The sequence below is a fragment of the Pantoea sp. X-Soil-MYKO-1289 genome, from assembly GCF_059730625.1.
This window is the reverse complement of the sequence record NZ_AP036005.1, coordinates 256,415-275,570: the sequence shown is the minus strand read 5'-3', so window position 1 is coordinate 275,570 and position 19,156 is coordinate 256,415. Positions and strand designations below refer to the sequence as shown.

Here is a 19,156-nt window from a genome sequence, read left to right as displayed (position 1 = left end):
ACTGTAAAGACGTGACGGTGTTACAAAAAAGTCAATCAGCGGCGGGAGCAATAGTGCGCCAGCCACAGGCTGGGCTGGCGCGGAGAGCAACGTTTAGCGACGGGCGCGCACCACCTGATAGCGACGGGTGAAATACTCCACCGGCGCGCTCCAGACGTGAACCAGACGCGTGAACGGAAACACCAAAAAGATGGTCATGCCGAGGATCAGGTGTACACGATAGATCCACTCTACCCCATCCAGCCAGTGCGCGGCGTTGCCCTGGAAGGTAACGATCGCCTGCGCCCAGCCGACCAGCTTCATCATGCCCACACCGTCGAGGTGATGCATGGAGAAAAGAATCGACGTCAGGCCCAGCGTACACTGCACCACCAGAATGCCGAGGATAACAATATCGGCGCGGGTCGAGGTGGCGCGAATGCGCGGGTTAAGCAGACGACGTTTCAGCAGCAGGAAGCCGCCGACCAGCGTCATGATGCCGAACACGCCGCCTGCGGCCATAGCGATTTTCTGCTTGGTGGCGATGGCGAGGAACGGCTCATACATCCAGTGCGGCGTCAGCAGGCCGAACAGATGGCCGAAGAAGATGCCGAGAATGCCGATATGAAACACGTTCGAGGCGAAGCGCATGCCTTTTTTATCCAGCATCTGGCTGGATGAGGCGCGCCAGGTGTACTGACCATAGTCGTAACGCAGCCAGCTGCCGATCAGGAACACGGTGCCGCACAGGTAGGGATAGATATCAAAGAACAACAGGTTTAAATAGTGCATCAGGCTGTTCCTCCAGCGGAGAGATCGAGATATTGCGGCGCGGTGTCATTGCGGAAGCGCCGCTGATGTTGCTGTTGCGCCGAGCTGTCGCAGGCGCTGTCGGCGATAAACTTCACCTGCTCCTCTTCCCAGACCGCATCCATAGCGGCCGGGGTATCGTCGCGCGTCTCGCTGGCGACCTGCGCCGCCACGCTTTCGCTGCTCAATGGACTGTTCGCCACCTTCAGCAGCGTATCGAACAGGGCGCTGAAGTCGCTGTCGCGCTCTTTCAGACGGCCGCCAATCAGCGCCAGAATCGGCGCCACGTCCAGCAGGCCCTGCTGCGCCTCCGCTTCCGGCTGCATGCTGAGGTATTCCAGATAGAGCGGCAGATAGTCCGGCAGCTCGCGGCAGTTCAGCTCCAGTCCGGCGCGCTCATACTGCGCCATCAGATCGACCATCGCCTGGCCGCGATCGCGCGACTCCGCGTGCACATGCTCAAACAGCAGCAGCGAGGTGGCGCGGCCGCGTTCAAACAGCGCGCACCATTCCGCCTGCATATCGAGCGGCGGCGTGCCGAAGTAGCGGTCGACAAAAGGCAGCAGCGCGGGATGCTGCGCGCTGACCAGCTCGCGCAGCTCATCCTGATGCGCCCAGAGCGCCTCGTCGGGATACTCCAGTAGCAGGGCAACCACTTTAACCAGCGCCATTATTCGCCTCCCGCGTTGTCGCCGATATTGATCGCGTCGATACGGCGGCTGTTGAACAGGTTGAATTTGGTGTCGCTGCCGTGGCAGCCGTCGCCAAAAGTAAAGCCGCAGCCGTTGCGCTCCGGGAAGGCCTCGCGCGCCAGCTCGCGATGGCTGCTCGGCACCACGAAGCGATCTTCGTAGTTGGCGATCGCCAGATAGCGATACATCTCTTCGACCTGCGCTTCGCTCAGGCCCACCTCGTCGATAGCGCGGGTGTCGGTGACGCCGTCCACATTCTGCGCGCGTTTGTAGTGGCGCATCGCCATCATGCGCTTCAGCGCGCGCAGCACCGGCGCGGTGTCGCCAGCCGTCAGCAGGTTGGCCAGGTACTGCACCGGAATACGCAGGCTTTCCACGTCCGGCAGCACGCTGCTCTGCGACACCAGCCCGCCCGCGTCCATCACCGACTGAATCGGCGACAGCGGCGGCACATACCAGACCATCGGCAGCGTGCGGTATTCCGGATGCAGCGGCAGCGCCAGCTTCCACTCCATCGCCAGCTTCCACACCGGCGACGCCTGCGCGGCGTCGATAACGCTTTGCGGAATGCCCTGCTTCAGCGCCTCTTCGATCACCTGCGGATCCCAGGGATCGAGGAAAACGTCGCACTGGCGCTGGTAGAGATCGGTTTCATGCTCGGTGCTGGCCGCTTCAGCGATTTTGTCGGCGTCATAGAGCAGCACGCCGAGGTAACGGATACGGCCGACGCAGGTTTCCGAACAGACGGTCGGCATGCCCGACTCGATGCGCGGATAGCAGAAGATGCACTTCTCCGACTTGCCGCTTTTCCAGTTGAAGTAGATCTTTTTGTACGGACAGCCGCTGACGCACAGGCGCCAGCCGCGGCATTTATCCTGATCGATCAGGACGATGCCATCCTCTTCGCGCTTGTAGATGGCGCCGCTCGGACAGGTGGCCGCGCAGGCGGGATTGAGGCAGTGCTCGCACAGGCGCGGCAGATACATCATGAAGGTGTTTTCGAACTGGCCGTACATCTCCTTCTGCATCGCGTCGAAGTTTTTATCCGCCGAACGCTTGCTGAACTCGCCGCCGAGGATCTCTTCCCAGTTTGGGCCGCCGTGGATTTTGTCCATGCGCTGGCCGCTGATCAGCGAGCGCGGGCGTGCCGTCGGCTGGCTCTTGCCTGCTTTAGCGGTGTGCAGATGCTGATAGTCGAAGGTGAAAGGCTCGTAGTAATCGTCGATGCCCGGCACCACCGGGTTGGCGAAGATCTTCATCAGCACCGAGGAGCGACTGCCGAGGCGCGGCACCAGCCGCCCCTTGATAGTGCGGATCCAGCCGCCGCGCCATTTTTCCTGATCTTCCCAGGCGTGCGGGTAGCCGACGCCCGGTTTGCTTTCTACGTTATTGAACCAGGCGTACTCCATCCCTTCGCGGCTGGTCCAGACGTTTTTACAGGTGACGGAACAGGTGTGACAGCCGATGCACTTATCGAGGTTCAACACCATGCCGACCTGAGAGCGGATTTTCATTTTGTCGCCTCCTGTACCTGATCGCGGCCTTCGTCATCCAGCCAGTTCACCTTGTTCATCTTACGTACCATGATAAATTCGTCGCGGTTAGAGCCGACGGTGCCGTAGTAGTTGAAGCCGTAGGCCAGCTGGGCGTAGCCGCCAATCATATGCGTGGGTTTCGGACAGGCGCGCGTGACCGAGTTATGGATGCCGCCGCGCTGGCCGGTTATCTCTGAACCCGGAATGTTCATCAGGCGCTCCTGCGCGTGATACATCATGGTCATGCCCGCCGGCACGCGCTGGCTGACCACCGCGCGCGCCGTCAGCGCGCCGTTGGCGTTGAAGACCTCGATCCAGTCGTTATCCTCGATGCCCAGCTCCTGGGCGTCGGTTTCACTCATCCAGACGATAGGCCCGCCGCGCGACAGGGTCAGCATCAGCAGGTTTTCGCTGTAGGTGGAGTGAATGCCCCATTTCTGGTGCGGCGTCAGGAAGTTGAGCGCCTTCTCCGGGAAACCGTTAGAGGGAATATGCTCCAGATTCTGCACGCTGCGCGTATCGACCGGCGGACGGTAGGCGCAGAACGCTTCGCCGAAGGCGCGCATCCACGGATGATCCTGATAGAGCTGCTGGCGGCCGGAGAGCGTGCGCCACGGGATCAGCTCATGCACGTTGGTGTAGCCGGCGTTATAGGAGACATGCTCATCTTCCAGCCCGGACCAGGTTGGGCTGGAGATGATTTTGCGCGGCTGCGCCTGAATATCGCGGAAGCGGATCTTCTCCTCTTCCTTCGGCCGCGCCAGATGCGTATGGTCGCGGCCGGTGAATTCGCCCAGCGCCTGCCAGGCTTTCACCGCCACCTGACCGTTGGTTTCCGGCGCCAGCGTCAGGATCACTTCGGCGGCGTCGATCGCGCTGTTGATCATCGGCTGACCTTTGGCGACGCCGTTTGCTTTGGTGTAGTTGAGGCGGCGCAGCAGGTCGACCTCTTTATCGGTGTTCCAGCTGATGCCTTTGCCGCCGTTGCCCAGTTTCTCCAGCAGCGGACCGACCGAGGTAAAGCGTTCATAAACGGCGGGATAGTCGCGCTGCACGCTGATAATCTGCGGCGCGGTCTGGCCAGGGATCAGATCGCATTCGCCTTTTTTCCAGTCGCGCACTTCGCCTGCCGCCAGTTCGCCGGGCGAGTCGTGCTGCAGCGGCTGCAGCACCACGTCGGTTTCCTCGCCGAGATGGCCGACGCAGAGTTCGGAGAAGGTTTTGGCGATGCCTTTGTAAATTTCCCAGTCGCTTTTGGATTCCCAGGCGGGATCGACCGCGGCGGAAAGCGGATGAATAAACGGATGCATATCCGAGGTATTCATATCGTCTTTCTCATACCAGGTGGCGGTCGGCAGCACGATATCGGAGAAGAGACAGGTGCTGGACATGCGGAAATCGAGCGTCACCAGCAGATCGAGCTTGCCTTCCAGCGCTTCGCCGCGCCACTCCAGCTCTTCCGGACGATCTTTTTCGTCGCTTATGGGTTCGCCCTGGATGCCGCTCTCGGTGCCGAGCAGATAGCGCAGCATATACTCGTGCCCTTTGCCCGAGGAACCGAGCAGGTTCGAGCGCCAGATAAACATGTTGCGCGGATGGTTGCCGCCGTTATCGGGGTCTTCGCACGCCATGCGCAATTTGCCGGACTTCAGCGCCTCGACGGTCCACGCCTGCTCGGACTGGCCGGCGCGTTTCGCCTCTTCGGCGATGCGCAGCGGGTTGATGCCGAGCTGCGGCGATGAAGGCAGCCAGCCCATGCGTTCGGCACGCACGTTGAAGTCGATTAGCTGGCCGCTGAACTGGCTGGCGTCGGCGAGCGGCGACAGCAGTTCGCTGACCTGCAGCTTCTCGAAGCGCCACTGGCTGGCATGGTTATAGAAAAACGAGGTGCTGTTCATCTGGCGCGGCGGACGGTTCCAGTCCAGCGCGAAGGCCAGCGGCGTCCAGCCGGTTTGCGGACGCAGCTTCTCCTGGCCGACATAGTGCGCCCAGCCGCCGCCGGTCTGACCGACGCAGCCGCAGAACACCAGCATATTGATCAGCCCACGGTAGTTCATGTCCATGTGATACCAGTGGTTCATGCCCGCGCCGACGATAATCATCGAGCGACCGTGAGTTTTGTGCGCCGTTTCGCCGAATTCGCGCGCGATTTTTTCAATCTGGCTGCGCGGCACGCCGCAAATCTGCTCCGCCCAGGCGGGCGAATAGGCGCGCACTTCGCTGTAGTCGCGCGCGCAGTTGTCATCGTCGAGACCGCGATCGAGGCCGTAGTGGGCCAGCGTCAAATCGTAAACCGAGGCGACCGGCAGCTCGCGGCCGTCGGCCAGCGTCAGCATTTTCACCGGCACTTTATGCAGCAGCACCTCATCCTGCTTCACATGACGGAAATGCGGGTTCTCAATGCCGCCAAAGTAAGGAAAGGCGACATCCATCACCGCATCGCGCTGGTCGAGCAGCGAGAGCGTCAGCTGCGTCGGCGTGCCCGCCGCTTTTGGTTCGAGGTTCCATTTGCCCTTTTCGCCCCAGCGGAAGCCGATCGATCCGTTCGGCGCCACCAGTTCACCCTCCTGGTTGTAGGCCACGGTTTTCCACTGCGGATTGTTCTCTTCGCCCAGATTATCGGCCAGATCCGCCGCGCGCAGCTGGCGTCCGGGTACATAGCTGCCGTCTTCGCGCGGCTCCAGCAGCACCAGCATCGGCATGTCGGTGTAGTGACGCGCGTAGTTAAGGAAGTAGTCGCTGGGGTTTTTCAGGTGAAACTCGTTCAGGATCACGTGGCCCATCGCCATCGCCAGCGCGCTGTCGGTGCCCTGCTTCGGCGCCAGCCACTGGTCGCACAGCTTGGCCACTTCTGAATAGTCCGGCGTGATCGCGACCGTTTTCGTGCCTTTGTAGCGCACTTCGGTAAAGAAGTGCGCGTCCGGGGTACGCGTCTGCGGCACGTTGGAGCCCCAGGCGATAATGTAGTTGGAGTTGTACCAGTCGGCGGATTCCGGCACGTCGGTCTGCTCGCCCCAGGTCATCGGCGAGGCGGGCGGCAGGTCGCAATACCAGTCGTAGAAGCTCAGGCAGGTGCCGCCGATCAGCGACAGATAGCGCGTGCCTGCCGCATAGGAAACCATCGACATCGCCGGGATCGGCGAGAAGCCCGCAATACGGTCGGGGCCGTAGTTTTTGATGGTCCAGATATTGGCGGCGGCGATCAGCGGGTTCAGCTCTTGCCAGCTGGCGCGCACGAAGCCGCCGCGGCCGCGCTGCGATTTATATATTTTGCTCTTTTCGCTATCCGCCATAATGGCGTTCCAGGCGTCGACCGGATCGCTGTGCTGCGCCCGCGCCTCACGCCACATCTCCAGCAGCACCTTGCGCACCAGCGGATATTTCAGCCGGTTGGCGCTGTAGAGATACCAGGAGTAGCTCGCGCCGCGCGGGCAGCCGCGCGGCTCATGGTTAGGCAGGTCGGGACGCGTGCGCGGATAGTCGGTTTGCTGCGTCTCCCAGGTGACCAGGCCGTTTTTAACGTAGATCTTCCAGCTGCAGGAGCCGGTGCAGTTTACGCCGTGGGTGGAACGCACGATTTTGTCATATTGCCAGCGCTGGCGGTAACTCTCTTCCCAGTCGCGATTGGTGTTATAGACCTGACCGTGCCCCTCTGCGAAGCTGTCGCCTTTCTGTTTGAAATAGCGGAAGCGGTCGAGAAGTTTGCTCATTGCGCATCTCCAGTATGGTTAGTGCTCATATGCTCTGCTTAGTTGTTATTGGTTTTGCGACGGCCATACAGCAGCCAGGTCAACAGCAGACAGACGATGTAAAAGACCAGAAAAATTTTCATGGCGCCGACGGGCGAACCGGTCAGGGTCAGCGAGGTGCCGAACGCTTTCGGGATAAAGAATCCGCCCACTGCGCCCAGCGCGGAAATAAAGCCCAGCGCGGCGGCGGTGTCGGTGACGGCGGCGTGCTGCGCCTCTTCTTTGCTGTGGCCTTTGGCGGTCATGCGATCCAGCGTGATTTGGCGGAAGATCACCGCGATCATCTGGAAGGTCGAGCCGCTGCCGAGGCCCGAGGCGAGAAACAGGCCCATAAAGACCACATAGAAACCCAGGAAGTAGCCGTCAGTAGCGCCCGGCAGCGTCAGAAAAACCAGCGCCGAGAAAAGCGTCATTAGCGAGAAGCTGATCACCGTCACGCGCACTCCGCCGAACCGGTCGGAAAGGAAGCCGCCCGCAGAGCGCGCCAGCGCGCCGAGGAAGGGTCCGAAGAAGGCGAGATGGACAATATCGACCTGCGGGAACTGGGTTTTCGCCAGCATGGCGAATCCGGCCGAGAAGCCGATAAAGGAACCGAAGGTGGCCAGATAGAGCATGCCGAGCGTCCAGAGATGCCCCTGTTTCAACACCGGCAGCTGTTCGCGCAGCGAGGCGCGCATGCCGGCGATATCGTTCATGCCGGTCCAGGCAGCGATAGTGGCGATAGCCAGCAGCGGCGCCCAAATCCATGCGGCGTTGGCGAGCCACATCTGACTGCCATCTTCCAGCGTTACGCCGCCGACGAAAAACGGCACGGCGATAATCAGCGGCGCGACCAGCTGCATCACGCTGACGCCAAGGTTGCCGAGGCCGCCGTTGATACCCAGCGCCGCACCCTGCTTACTTTTGGGGTAGAAGAGACTGATGTTGCCCATGCTTGACGCGAAGTTGGCGCCTGCCAGGCCGCAGAAAAGCGAAATGATGATAAACACGCCGTAGGGCGTTGCCGGGTTCTGCACCGCGAAGCCGAGCCAGACGCAGGGAATAATCAGCACGGCGGTGCTGATCACCGTCCAGAGACGGCCGCCCAGCACCGGCACGACAAACGAATAAGGCACGCGAAACAGCGCGCCGGAGAGCGAAGGCAATGCGGTCAGCAAGAACAGCTGATCGACGGTGAAGTTAAATCCCACCCGATTCAGGTTGACGGCGACGGTGCTAAACAGCATCCAGACGCAGAAGGCGAGCAGCAGCGCGCTGACGGAGATGATGAGATTGCGTCGGGCGATGCGCTTGCCGCGGCTTTCCCAAAATTGTTGATTTTCAGGCGCCCAGTTTTCAAGCGCGCCGTGCCCGGAATGAGGTTTTACGCTCACATATCCTCCTGATGAGCAGCAGTGGGATCGCGCCCGCTGTCTGCGAGTAGTAATTAAAAAAGTAATAAATGAGAAACCGAATAAATCCGTATTAATACGAACCTGAATATAATCAGATGACGGCGCCGAATTAGCTCTGCCCTTTTTAATTAGATACGGATGCTATTCAGGCGCCGTTATTTGGCGAACTCTTACGTCCTGTAGAATGGTTAATAAGCCTATCTTAGCAAGCCAGAAAGACAAGAGGATTTATAGGGGCTTTCATGACGCAGCGCAAAGCAACGCTGGAATGAGGAATAGCGCAGGTCGGGTTAACTACCTAATTATAGGTATATTTTATCTCTATTAAAATAGATGGACAGCTTAGCCGCAAGTCAGGTTGATATAAATCAAAAAAAATAGGAATAAAAACTTATATTCATCGCCTGACTCCCTGCTTGCGGGCGCATTAATAGTAATGCGAGCCGCTCTCAATGGCGATTTTTATTAATAAAATAATTGCCGCATCAACGCAGGGTTATATACTGAATTATACATCGAATTATTTCAATTCTTTTTGTCATCGAGAGCGTTTTGCATAGCCCCTTCTCTTGTATGTAATAGACAGATGCTGGCCAGCCGCTTAGTTCACTCAACAGGCCCCGGATCTCAGCCGCATACTTATGTACGTGCCATTTGTCTGTGCTTTCTGATTAACAGCCCTTCTGCGCACTCTTTTAGAGGGGCAAGTCACCAGGGGTAAGAGATGTGTCTTTGCACCCCTGGGATTTTGAACACAGGATGTTAAAAGGGCCGCTTCTGACAGAAGACGGACACTGCATCATGACCTATTTATGGAGGTTTTTGTTGAAAAATGCTGTGATGTTATCGAACGGGATCTTATCCATACGATCGTATAAATCGACATGTGTGGCATCTTTTACAATAAGAAGCTCTTTTGGCTGATTTGCCGCTTCATAAGCCGTTTGGGAGAAGTAAAGCGAATGCGCTTTTTCGCCATGAATGAACAGGATCGGGCGCGGAGAAATTTCCTTAATGTAAGTCATCAGCGGGAAATTCATGAAGGACAAAGGCGTTGTCACGGACCATGAATTGCCAGAGTTGACGGCTCGTGGATGATATCCGCGTTTGGTCATGTAGTAGTCCGCATAGTCCACGAGGAAACTGTGCTTCACCGCCCTTCAGTTTATTATAGGCTGGCTGGTAGGCCGGTTTGCCGTTTGCCGCATCTTCCCAACGCTGACGACTCATCTTCTCAAGCGCCTGTTCGCGTTGCTCAGGTGTTACGCTGTCATTGTAGCCTTTTGACATTACGCGGCTCATATCATACATGGTGCTGGCAACTACCGCTTTTACGCGTTTATCCACGGCGACAGCGTTCAGGGCAATTCCCCCCATACCACAGATACCAATGACGCCGATACGTTCACGATCCACATAAGGTTGCAGTCCAATAAAATCGACTGCTGCCATGAAGTCTTCGGTATTGATATCCGGTGATGCGATATTGCGTGGTTCCCCACTACTTTCACCGGTGTAAGACGGATCAAATGCCAGCGTCACGAATCCGCGCTCGGCTAAGGTTTGCGCATAGAGACCTGAAGCCTGCTCTTTTACCGCGCCAAAGGGCCCCGAAATAACAAGTGCAGCAAGCTTTTTGTTTGCGCGATCTTTAGGAAGATACACATCCGCGGCCAGCGTAATGCCATAACGGTTTTTAAAAGTCACTTTTTGATGATCCACTTTATTGCTCCTTGCAAAGGTTTTATCCCAGGTCTGAACCAGGCGTACTGAAGAATCTGCTGTGCCTGGCGCAGGCTGGGCGACTGCATTTTCTGTTGTAATCAGAGCCATCGCTCCGACAAGGAGAGCGCCATTAAAAAAGCGCGCTGAAGATTTTAGCGTCATGAGATTAAAACCTTTCGTTCAATGTTGAGGGGGAGGAATATTTCAGTATTGCTATTTTGGTTATCTCTAATGAAAGCTGTTATTAAAATACTCTGTATTATTTGCCTGATCCTATTTACCCGTTGCTAAACCGTATATTTTAGTTTTGATTATGGGTAAGTTGACGACGTCGCATTGAGGTAACAAAAGTGAGGCATTACAGAATGTTTTCAGACAAGTCGATTGAGAAACTACTCGGCGAGCTTTCCCGGGATATTGCGCAGCGCACGCCTTGTACCGGTGATTTCCCTACGGCCGTAGAAGGGCTGGAATTATTCCGGCGGAACGAACCTGCACCGCCTGTGAGCTGCCTGGTGCCTCCCAGTATCGTTCTGGTCGCCGATGGCGCCAAGATCATGTGGGTTGGTGGTGAAGCTTACGAATATAATGCGAAAAACTTCCTGATCACTTCTCTTGACCTGCCAGCGAGTTCGGAAGTACTACAGGCGTCGGCATCCCGGCCATGTGTTGGCCTGGCCTATAAACTTGACCAGCGCGTGTTAATGGAATTAATTGCCCTGAGAAGCCTGCCGCCCGTCAAAAAACGAGACGCGGGAGCGGGTGTCGGTATTGGAACCATAACGGATGTTTTGCTGGAGCCTTTCTGCCGCCTGCTTTCATTGCTAGACGAGCCTGAAGCCATTCCTGTGCTCGGTCCGCTGATTCACAGGGAGATACATTACCGACTGTTGATGAGCGATCAGTCCGATCATCTCAGACAGATTGCAGCGGTAGACGGCCATGGCTATCGTATCGGCAAAGCGATCGACTGGTTAAAGACCAATATTGCATCGCCTTTACGCGTCGAGGAACTGGCAAGTCGGGTGCAGATGAGTACCCCCTCATTCCATCTACATTTCAGGCAGCTTGCAGGAATGAGTCCGCTCCGGTATCAGAAATGGCTGCGCCTTAATGAAGCCAGGCGACTGATGCTGAATGAACATTATGATGTCACCACAGCGGCCTATGCTGTCGGTTACGAAAGCTTGTCTCATTTCAGCCGGGAGTATGCGCGGATGTTCGGGGAATCACCTAAAAAAGATATTACTGTTCTGAGAAGGTCTGCCGGTAAGCAGTGAAATGCGCAGCCGAAGAGAAGCTACGGGCGATATCAACGACGAAGTAGCTGCTGGACTCTTTTAAGCTGCATTTGGCACTTTGCTGATTGTGTTTAAACAAATCATTTAAAAGTATGTTGTAACTATATTCATTCGGTGCATCTCTTCTGCCGCGGTTTGTTCGCCGCCCGGCGCAGGCTCGCGGTTAACCGCCCTGAAACAGTCGCGCCACCCGCTCGCGGCAGTAGTCTGGCGTCGGCTCACGATCTTCAAACAGAATGTGATAGATCACCGGCGCCACCACCGTATCTACCGCCTCATCAATCGAGAAGCCCGCTTCGCCGCGCGCGATGGCGCGATGATGCAGCGTTTCGAGATGAAGCCGGGTAAAGCCGCAGCACTTTACCGTCGCGCTGCCGCCGCCGCTGCCGATAACGTCAGCCAGCATCTGCCGCCCCGGTTTCGACGACATCTCTTCTGCATACTGCAAAATGAAAGCTTCCATATCGCCCCGCATATCGCCGGTATCGTCAGGCTCGCTTATCGGGCGCATGCGCGCCACCGCCACGTCGGCAAGCAGCTGCGTTAAATCGCCCCAGCGGCGATAGAGGGTGGATGGCGTCACGCCCGCCGTCTCTGCCACCATCGGCACCGTCAACTCGCTGCGGCCGCGGGTTTTCAGCAGCGTATTGACCGCCTTGTGCACCTCTTCCTGAATGCGCGCGCTGCGTCCGCCCTGTCGAATCATCTCCCTGGCCATTTTTTCCTCTCTGAAAAGAATAAGCATGTCGAAAATTGTTTAATGCAAAGATATTGCGTTAACTCAGAAATGCAAGTATACCTCTCTTAAAGCTAATATTTTGCTTTAAGGTGATAATCATGGCTGCTACCACGTTGTCCGCCGCCGCCGCGGCGCGCATTACCCTTTATGCTTTTATCTGCGCCACGCTGTTCTCCGCAACCAGCAGCGCGCCGACGCCGCTCTATCCGCTTTACCGCACCCTTTACCATCTGTCGCCGGTGGCGGTGACGCTGATTTTCGCCAGCTACGCCTTCGCCCTGCTTTTTGCCCTGCTGACGCTGGGCCGCCTTTCCGATTTTATCGGTCGGCGCGTGATGATGCTGGCGGCGCTGCTGTGCAACGCGCTGGCGCTAATCATGTTTATGCTGGCGGACTCGGCGCATACGCTGATCGCCGCGCGGATGGTTCAGGGCATTGCGACAGGTATCGCCTTGCCGACCTTCGGCGCGGCGATCCTTGATGGCGATAAGGCGCGCGGCCCGCTGCTCAATTCGATTACCGCCTTTCTCGGCCTGCTGGCGGGCAGCCTGACGGGCGCTCTGCTGATCACTTTTGCGCCTTTCCCCACCGTCTCCATCTATGCGCTGCTGTTTGCGCTAATGGTGCTGGCGCTGGCGCTGCTGCCGCTTATGCCTGAAACCGTGGCGCGGACGCCCGGCGCGCTGCGCGCTTTACAGCCGCAAGTGGCGATTCCGCCGCGTGCGCTGGGCGCGCTGCTGCGGCTGGCGCCGGTGAATGTGGCGGCCTGGGCGCTGGGCGGCTTCTATTTGTCGCTGATGCCGACGCTGGCGATCCAGGTGAGCGGGCTTCGCTCGCCGTTTGTCGGCGGCGCCGTGGTGGCGACGCTGATGCTGAGCGCCACGGGGTCGGTGTTTATTTTCCGCCGCTGGCAGCCGCAGCGCGCGCTCTTTATCGGCACCCTGGCGCTTATGGCGGGCATTGGCGTGAGCCTGATCGGCATTAATCATCATCAGACGGCGCTGCTGTTTCTCGGTACCGCGGTCGCCGGTCAGGGATTCGGTTCGATCTTTTCGACCATTATCAGCATCGTAATGCCGCTGGCGGAGAGTCACGAGCGCGCCGGGCTCTTCGCCGCCTTTCTGATAAAAAGCTATCTCGCTTTTGCGCTGCCGGCGCTGCTGGCGGGCTGCGCGGTGCCGACCATAGGCCTGGCGGCGACGGCCAACCTCTACTGCTGGGGGATCTTTTCGATGGCAGCGGTGTCGCTGTTGGCGGGACGGCGCGCGGTGCGCCTGAAGCCGGAGAGAGGATAAAAAAATGGCCGGTTTAACCGGCCATTTTCTGTTAGTTCGTTGCTTTGTTTTTCAGGTCTTCAGCGCCCTGCTTGGTTTTATCCCAGGCTTTTTCGCTGCCCTGCTTGGTGCTGTGCCAGGCTTTCTGCGAACCTTCGCTCACTTTGCTGGTGGTCGCATGGCTTTTGCCTTCTGCCGCGTGTTCCGCTTTCAGCTTCTGTTCAGCGCCCGCATCCTGCGCCTGATGCAGCTTCTCTTTGGCGGTGTCGGCGCCTTTATGCGCTTCAGCCACGGTTTCATCGGTAGCGTGTGTGGTAGCCGCAAAAACCGGGGTCGCCAGCATCAGAGCAGAAAGTGCAATAATTGTCTTTTTCATGATTCCCTCACTATTTATTAAGTCCAGTTTCAGTATAGACAAATAATGCAAGCGCACAGCTAAATGCGGGCAATTTACTTCGGATTCGGCATATTCCTGGATTTTTATCTGGTCTGCGCCGCGCCAGGCGAGCAGCGACCGCCATCGGTCGCTACACTTGATGCCGTAACCCTCTACAAGGAATAGCGATGTTTTCTTTCTCTCCTGTGGTCGAGCTGACCGTACTCGCGCTGGCGCCGGGCTTTCGCGCTATCAGCATTCTGGTCGAAGCGGCTGAGGTGCGGCACCCGCAGGTGGCGCGTGCGGCGCTGGATGACGCCTGCCGCGCCGTCGCCACCGAGGATGTGCCCTACGCCGAAGCGCATATCGCCGCCTGGCGCGACGTCTTTAAGGCGTTCGGCGCGAAACCGGCTCGCACGCCCAGCTCGGTCGAAGCGCTGCGCAAGCGGGTCGCTCGCGACGGCGCGCTGCCCGCCATCGATCCGATTGTCGATCTCTATAACGCCATCAGCATTAAGTACGCCCTGCCGATCGGCGGCGAAAATGCTGCCGCCTATGTCGGCGATGCGCGGCTGGTGTGCGCCGACGGCAGCGAACGCTTCGACACGCTGAAAGCGGGCGAACCCTGCGAAGAGTCGCCCGAGCCGGGCGAAGTGATCTGGCGCGACGATCTCGGCGTCACCTGCCGTCGCTGGAACTGGCGCCAGGGCGTGCGAACGCGGCTCGACGCCAGCGCGCAGCAGATGTGGTTTATCCTTGAGAGCCTGCCGGAAATGCCGCTGGATGCGCTGCATCACGCCAGCGACGAGCTGATCGCCGGGCTGGAAGCGATGATGCCCGGCTGCCGTATCGATAAACAGCTGCTGGGCGCAGGCTTTAGCTGAGCGCGCCCTGCCGCAGGCGCGGTTTAGCGAGCCGCGCCTCTCGCTGGCAGCAAGCGCTTTACGGATTAGCCGGACGGACATGCCTGCCCAGCATGGTATGCAGCGCGAGCGCGATAAGCAGCAGGCCGACCAACATAATGAACGAATAGCCCAACGCGCGATAGAGCCAGATCCCGGCCACGCCGCCAGCCAGAAACGAGAGCAGCGTTAAGGCGTGGAGTTTCAATCGCTCAATATAGAGCGGCGCCTCTTTCGGCGACTCTTTGCGCCTTAGCACGTCAAACAGCATCGCCAGCTCAATACCGATATCCGTCGAGGTGCCCGACACATGGGTGGTTCTGACGCGCGCGTTGGATATTCGGGTGACGACGGCATTCTGCAGCCCCATCAAAAAGCTCAGGCATAAAATCAGCATCACGCCGGGCGACTGCGGCGTCAGCCAGGTTTCAACCCCGCCGAGCCCCACCAGACCGACGCCCTCCACCAGAATATTGAAGGCGTAGACTTTGCGCATGTTGTTGCGCCGTCCGGCATTGATCAGCAGCGTGGAAAAAGCGGAGCCGGTGATAAAGATGGCGACGATCGATATAAAGAAAATAGCCGGCGCCAGGCTTGCCTTGGCCAGATGATCCGAAAGCAAAGAGACATTGCCTGTCATATTGGCGGAGAAAAAGCCGACAACCTCAAATGCCGCGGTATTGAGCGCACCCGCGACAGCCGCAAGCGTACAGGCGAGCTGCGTATCGGCCGTGTAGCTGCGAAAGTTTTCTGTACTGATAAGCATAGCGCCTACGATGTGGACCCAGACTGCGCAGATCATCCCCTTAATGACGCCGTTTAACAAGCCGAACGGCTCAGCGCTCTGCGCCGACGTCCGCGTGCGCTTCCCTGGCCGTTCTGAATTTTTTTGTGACCCACCTTACAGTTATCGCGCGCTGCGCTGGCAAGCTGGCCAATTTCGCCCGCACAATGGAATATATAATCTTTACTGAATATATATTCATTTATGGATTGCCGTCGCAATCCGCCCCCCTTTCTGTCTGCATCCTGAACGGAGAATCTCGGCAATGAGTGACTATAACTATCCGAAGTTTGGCGCTGGCCTGTGGCATTTCGCAAACTACATCGACCGTTACGCGGTCGACGGCTACGGCCCGGCGCTCAGCACGCTGGATCAGATCAAGCTGGCGGCCGAAGTCGAGGATCTCGCCTTTGTGGATATTCCCTATCCCTTTACCCCTGGCGTCTCCGTTGCCGAGGTGAAGCAGGCGCTGCAGGAGGCGGGACTGAAAGCGATCGGCGTGACGCCGGAGATCTATCTGCGCAAATTCTCGCGCGGCGCCTTTACCCATCCCGACGCGGCGGTGCGCGCCGAGGCGCTGGCGCTGATGAACGAAGCGGCCGACGTGGTGCGCGAGCTGGGCGCGAACTACGTTAAGGTCTGGCCCGGTCAGGACGGCTGGGATTACCCTTTCCAGGTCGATCATAAAAACCTGTGGAAGCTGGCGGTCGATGGCATGCGTGAACTCGCCGGCGCGAACCCGGACGTGAAATTCGCCATCGAATACAAGCCGCGCGAGCCACGCGTCAAAATGACCTGGGATTCTGCGGCAAAATCGCTGCTGGGTATCGAGGAGATCGGGCTGGACAACGTGGGGATCCTGCTGGATTTCGGTCACGCGCTGTTCGCGGGCGAATCGCCGGCCGGCTCCGCGCAGCTGATTATCGATCGCGGCCGCCTGTTCGGCATGGATGTGAACGACAACCTGCGCGGCTGGGATGACGACCTGGTGGTCGGCACCGTGCATATGACCGAAATTTTCGAGTTTTTCTACGTGCTGAAATGCAACAACTGGGACGGCGTCTGGCAGCTCGATCAGTTCCCGTTCCGCGAAGACCATGTCGAAGCCGCCAACCTGTCGATCCGCTTCCTCAAGCATATCTATCGCGCGCTCGACAAGCTGGATATGGCGGCGCTGCAGGCGGCGCAGCTGGAGCAAAATCCGCTGAAAGCGCAGCGCATTATTCAAAATGCGCTGCTGACTTCAATCGAAGAGTAAACCGTCAGGCCGCGACGCGCAGTGCGTCGCGGCGTAGCCGCTAAAGCCAGCCCGACCTGCGCAGCCGCAGCCAGAGCAGGAAGCAGCCGACGATAGTGCCGCCCAGCGCCAGCGGGTAGCCCAGCGGCGAATTGAGTTCCGGCATCTCTTTAAAGTTCATGCCGTACATGCTGAAGATCACCGTCGGCACCACCAGAATCGCACCCCAGCCCGCCAGCTTTTTCGTTACTTCGTTCTGCTGTACCGCAACCATCGCCAGGTTGACGTGCATGGCGCTGGTGAGCATTTCCCGCATATCTTCCGCGTCGGTGACGACGTGACGCGCATGATCCTGCACGTCGCGCAGATAGGCGCGCAGCTCTTTCGGCACGATCTCTTCATGCAGCCGCACCAGCTGCTGGCAGATCTCTTCCAGCGGCTGCGCCGCATTGCGCAGGCTCAGCAGCTCGCGGCGCAGGCGATAGACCTTTTTCACCGCGAGATTATCAAACTCGGAGCGGAACAGCGCCGCCTCCATTTCATTGATTTTATCGCCGAGCGAGGCGGTATATTCGCCATAGCGATCGACGATAAAATCGAGAATACAGTAGAGCGGATAGCCTGGCCCGTGATCGAGCAGCGCGCTGTTTTGCGCCACGCGCTCGCGAATCGGCGCATAGCTGTCGGAAGCACCGTGACGCAGGGTGATCAGGAAGTTTTTACCGATAAAGAAGTGGGTTTCGCCCAGGTGGAGATGTTCATTTTCCGAGCTGACGGTCTTCACCACGATAAACATCGACTCGCCATACTGTTCGATCTTGGGACGCTGATGCGCGCACAGCGCATCCTCTACCGCCAGTTCATGCAGCCCGAACTCGTTCTGGATTTTATGCATAAACTCCGCTTCGGGCTGATAAAGGCCCATCCAGATAAAGGCGTCAGGCTCACTTAGCACATCGCTGATTTTTTCTACGTCTAATTCCTGCCCGGTCTGGCCTGGGCGATATACCATGCAATTTACAATCATGATCCTTTCGCTACACGGTTGTCTGAAGTAGTAAGAGCATAACCGCTTTTGCGGCGCCTAAATAAAGAGGTTTGTAACAGAATGCCCGCCAGACAAGGTCCGGCGGGCAGAGGCAAAGCGAGGCGATTAGCTGCGGGGATCGGTGGCTGGCACGTTCTGCACGCGGGCCGGTTTCAGCCCGAACAGCAGCGACATCAGCGGCAGCTGCTTAATCAGCAAATAGAGCGCGGCGCTGCAGATCAGGCCGAGCGTGGTCACTACCGCGACATAGGTTATCGGCAGCGCGTCGGGCAGATAGCCATCCAGTAGCCAGGCGAAAGTGATCACCAGCGGATAGTGCATGATGTAGATCACCAGCGCGGAATCCACCACGCCCTTCACCAGGCGGCTCTCTTTCATACGCAATTTCTCGAAGGTGAAGACCACCCAGTAGGAGAAAATCACCGAGAAGACGCTGGAGCAGAGCACCGGCAGATACTTCAGGCTGCTGGTGATGTTGTAGTGGAAGATGGCATAGAACACCAGCCAGCAGGCCAGCCCCAGCGCCGCCACCACTTTGGTATTGACCAGCATGCTGCGCGCCTGCTGCGGTATCTGATCGCTGTTAAGATAGAGCGCGTAGCCTGCCGCGTAGAACACCATAAAGCGCGCGGTGACGGGGATCAGGTTGACCCACTCGCCGAAGTCTTTCACGAAGAACTTCACCACAAAGAAGGTATTGGCCGCGACGATCAGCGCCGCAACCAGCAGCGGGAAAGGCAGACGGCGCATCATCATCGCCGCGCGCTGATAGAGACTGCCCGGGATCAGGAACGACATCGCGGTCAGCGAGACCAGGAACCAGAGGTGGTGTAGCGAGGTATAGGCGCCCAGCGCGTTATGGGTGGTGAGGGCTTCGCCGTCAATTTGCGCGTTGATAAGGTACATCAGCCCGGGAATAAACAGGAAGGCGGAGATCAGCGGCACCACGACGCGCTTTTTGCGGTTACTGTAAAAAAAGTCGGTGCCTTTGCGCAGGATGACCATGGCCGAGAACATGCCCGACAGGAAGAAAAAGGCTTCCATTCGAAAGGTATGCATAAACTCGATCAGCGCGGTAAAGCCGTCCGCCTCATTTTTCCCGGAAATATAGTACCAGTTATTCCCGCCGGGAAGACTTCGCGCGGCATGATATAAAACCCCTTCCAGAATTAGCAGCGCGCGCAGGAAATCCAGGCCGATATTTCGGCTTGAGAGAAACGCTTTATTTTCCACGTTGTACCCTTCTCGATAATTCGTCAGAACATCGCCTCTCTCCTGCCGCATTTTTAACAGCGAGACGCGAAAGGGATATAATCCTGACCTGGTGAAGTCGGCCGCGCAGAAATCAGAATTACCCTGTCTGGCCTGTATGGGTAAAGCCTAACATCACTTAACGATAAAATGCATTGCGTGAGCAGGACATTAGGAATATGCCTGGAGATTCGCGACTCAATTAGGAAAAAAGCCAGGTAAAGCGAGCAGCAGAAGATAGCCGAATCAGCGCCGACATAGCAATAAAACACAACAAAAACAACATCCTGTAAATTAGAAATCGCCGAACGCCATTAATTTTCGCCCTGTTACACGCGGCGCCCCGCTAAACGAGACGGC

The 19,156-nt window shown here is 57.8% G+C and carries 14 protein-coding genes and 1 pseudogene; 4 read left to right on the top strand and 11 right to left on the bottom strand.

The features are described from left to right. Positions 1 to 93 precede the first annotated feature (93 nt). The 6 genes and pseudogenes from narI to AC6I7Z_RS20660 all read right to left on the bottom strand — a co-directional run bounded on the left by narI (position 94) and on the right by AC6I7Z_RS20660 (position 10,046). Entirely contained in the window at positions 94 to 774 is a 681-nt protein-coding gene (gene narI / locus AC6I7Z_RS20685) for a respiratory nitrate reductase subunit gamma (RefSeq protein WP_497815912.1), read from the bottom strand. Then, entirely contained in the window at positions 771 to 1,460 is a 690-nt protein-coding gene (gene narJ / locus AC6I7Z_RS20680) for a nitrate reductase molybdenum cofactor assembly chaperone (protein ID WP_497815696.1), read from the bottom strand. The genes narI and narJ overlap by 4 nt, the downstream gene beginning before the upstream one ends. Then, entirely contained in the window at positions 1,460 to 2,995 is a 1,536-nt protein-coding gene (gene narH / locus AC6I7Z_RS20675) for a nitrate reductase subunit beta (RefSeq protein ID WP_497815695.1), read from the bottom strand. The genes narJ and narH overlap by 1 nt, the downstream gene beginning before the upstream one ends. After that, positions 2,992 to 6,726 (bottom strand): nitrate reductase subunit alpha, encoded by a 3,735-nt coding sequence (locus AC6I7Z_RS20670; RefSeq protein WP_497815694.1) that lies wholly within the window; start codon positions 6,724 to 6,726, stop codon positions 2,992 to 2,994. Before AC6I7Z_RS20670 ends, narH begins: the two co-directional genes overlap by 4 nt. Before the next feature lie 38 nt (positions 6,727 to 6,764). Next, a complete protein-coding gene (locus AC6I7Z_RS20665; protein ID WP_497815693.1) occupies positions 6,765 to 8,138 on the bottom strand; it encodes a NarK family nitrate/nitrite MFS transporter in 1,374 nt (457 codons plus the stop codon). 827 nt (positions 8,139 to 8,965) lie between these two features. Continuing rightward, positions 8,966 to 10,046 (bottom strand): annotated as a pseudogene (locus AC6I7Z_RS20660) (alpha/beta hydrolase). A 203-nt stretch (positions 10,047 to 10,249) separates the two neighbouring features. Between AC6I7Z_RS20660 and AC6I7Z_RS20655 the strand changes: the two are divergent. Further along, positions 10,250 to 11,164 carry an AraC family transcriptional regulator gene (locus AC6I7Z_RS20655; protein ID WP_497815692.1) on the top strand — a complete coding sequence of 305 codons (915 nt, stop codon included), beginning with the start codon at positions 10,250 to 10,252 and terminating at the stop codon, positions 11,162 to 11,164. A 184-nt stretch (positions 11,165 to 11,348) separates the two neighbouring features. On the opposite strand, the gene AC6I7Z_RS20650 is transcribed toward AC6I7Z_RS20655, so the two are convergent. Then, positions 11,349 to 11,903, bottom strand: coding sequence for a TetR/AcrR family transcriptional regulator (locus AC6I7Z_RS20650; protein ID WP_497815691.1), 555 nt, complete (start codon positions 11,901 to 11,903; stop codon positions 11,349 to 11,351). A gap of 119 nt (positions 11,904 to 12,022) precedes the next feature. Between AC6I7Z_RS20650 and AC6I7Z_RS20645 the strand changes: the two genes are divergently transcribed. After that, positions 12,023 to 13,219: an MFS transporter gene (locus tag AC6I7Z_RS20645; RefSeq protein WP_497815690.1), complete on the top strand. Its 1,197-nt coding sequence runs from the start codon at positions 12,023 to 12,025 to the stop codon at positions 13,217 to 13,219. A 31-nt stretch (positions 13,220 to 13,250) separates the two neighbouring features. On the opposite strand, the gene AC6I7Z_RS20640 is transcribed toward AC6I7Z_RS20645, so the two are convergent. Continuing rightward, positions 13,251 to 13,574 carry a KPN_00521 family repetitive protein gene (locus AC6I7Z_RS20640; protein WP_033748700.1) on the bottom strand — a complete coding sequence of 108 codons (324 nt, stop codon included), beginning with the start codon at positions 13,572 to 13,574 and terminating at the stop codon, positions 13,251 to 13,253. Positions 13,575 to 13,762: 188 nt separating this feature from the next. Here AC6I7Z_RS20640 and AC6I7Z_RS20635 point away from each other — a divergent pair, with 188 nt between their 5' ends. Next, positions 13,763 to 14,458, top strand: a complete 696-nt coding sequence (locus AC6I7Z_RS20635; protein ID WP_497815689.1) for a B3/B4 domain-containing protein — start codon at positions 13,763 to 13,765, stop codon at positions 14,456 to 14,458. 58 nt (positions 14,459 to 14,516) lie between these two features. On the opposite strand, the gene AC6I7Z_RS20630 is transcribed toward AC6I7Z_RS20635, so the two are convergent. Further along, complete coding sequence (locus AC6I7Z_RS20630; protein ID WP_497815688.1) at positions 14,517 to 15,242, bottom strand: YoaK family protein; 726 nt, start codon at positions 15,240 to 15,242, stop codon at positions 14,517 to 14,519. A gap of 283 nt (positions 15,243 to 15,525) precedes the next feature. Here AC6I7Z_RS20630 and AC6I7Z_RS20625 point away from each other — a divergent pair, with 283 nt between their 5' ends. After that, the gene (locus AC6I7Z_RS20625; protein ID WP_497815687.1) at positions 15,526 to 16,518 is read left to right on the top strand and encodes a sugar phosphate isomerase/epimerase family protein; all 993 of its coding nucleotides are present in this window, start codon (positions 15,526 to 15,528) and stop codon (positions 16,516 to 16,518) included. A 40-nt stretch (positions 16,519 to 16,558) separates the two neighbouring features. Here the strand turns inward: AC6I7Z_RS20625 and corA are convergent, their stop codons facing one another. Both corA and AC6I7Z_RS20615 read right to left on the bottom strand, forming a co-directional pair. Further along, positions 16,559 to 17,524 (bottom strand): magnesium/cobalt transporter CorA, encoded by a 966-nt coding sequence (gene corA / locus AC6I7Z_RS20620; RefSeq protein WP_497815686.1) that lies wholly within the window; start codon positions 17,522 to 17,524, stop codon positions 16,559 to 16,561. Between the two features lie 126 nt (positions 17,525 to 17,650). Beyond that, entirely contained in the window at positions 17,651 to 18,778 is a 1,128-nt protein-coding gene (locus AC6I7Z_RS20615; protein ID WP_497815685.1) for an acyltransferase family protein, read from the bottom strand. Positions 18,779 to 19,156: the final 378 nt, after the last annotated feature.

What these genes read in the sequence shown, in the direction of transcription:
- AC6I7Z_RS20635 (WP_497815689.1), top strand. Translation starts at nt 13,763, where the DNA reads ATGTTTTCTTTCTCTCCTGTGGTCGAGCTGACCGTACTCGCGCTGGCG.
- AC6I7Z_RS20650 (WP_497815691.1), bottom strand. Translation starts at nt 11,903, where the DNA reads ATGGCCAGGGAGATGATTCGACAGGGCGGACGCAGCGCGCGCATTCAG.
- narH (WP_497815695.1), bottom strand. Translation starts at nt 2,995, where the DNA reads ATGAAAATCCGCTCTCAGGTCGGCATGGTGTTGAACCTCGATAAGTGC.
- corA (WP_497815686.1), bottom strand. Translation starts at nt 17,524, where the DNA reads ATGATTGTAAATTGCATGGTATATCGCCCAGGCCAGACCGGGCAGGAA.
- AC6I7Z_RS20670 (WP_497815694.1), bottom strand. Translation starts at nt 6,726, where the DNA reads ATGAGCAAACTTCTCGACCGCTTCCGCTATTTCAAACAGAAAGGCGAC.
- AC6I7Z_RS20655 (WP_497815692.1), top strand. Translation starts at nt 10,250, where the DNA reads ATGTTTTCAGACAAGTCGATTGAGAAACTACTCGGCGAGCTTTCCCGG.
- narJ (WP_497815696.1), bottom strand. Translation starts at nt 1,460, where the DNA reads ATGGCGCTGGTTAAAGTGGTTGCCCTGCTACTGGAGTATCCCGACGAG.
- AC6I7Z_RS20625 (WP_497815687.1), top strand. Translation starts at nt 15,526, where the DNA reads ATGAGTGACTATAACTATCCGAAGTTTGGCGCTGGCCTGTGGCATTTC.
- AC6I7Z_RS20645 (WP_497815690.1), top strand. Translation starts at nt 12,023, where the DNA reads ATGGCTGCTACCACGTTGTCCGCCGCCGCCGCGGCGCGCATTACCCTT.
- AC6I7Z_RS20630 (WP_497815688.1), bottom strand. Translation starts at nt 15,242, where the DNA reads ATGCTTATCAGTACAGAAAACTTTCGCAGCTACACGGCCGATACGCAG.
- AC6I7Z_RS20640 (WP_033748700.1), bottom strand. Translation starts at nt 13,574, where the DNA reads ATGAAAAAGACAATTATTGCACTTTCTGCTCTGATGCTGGCGACCCCG.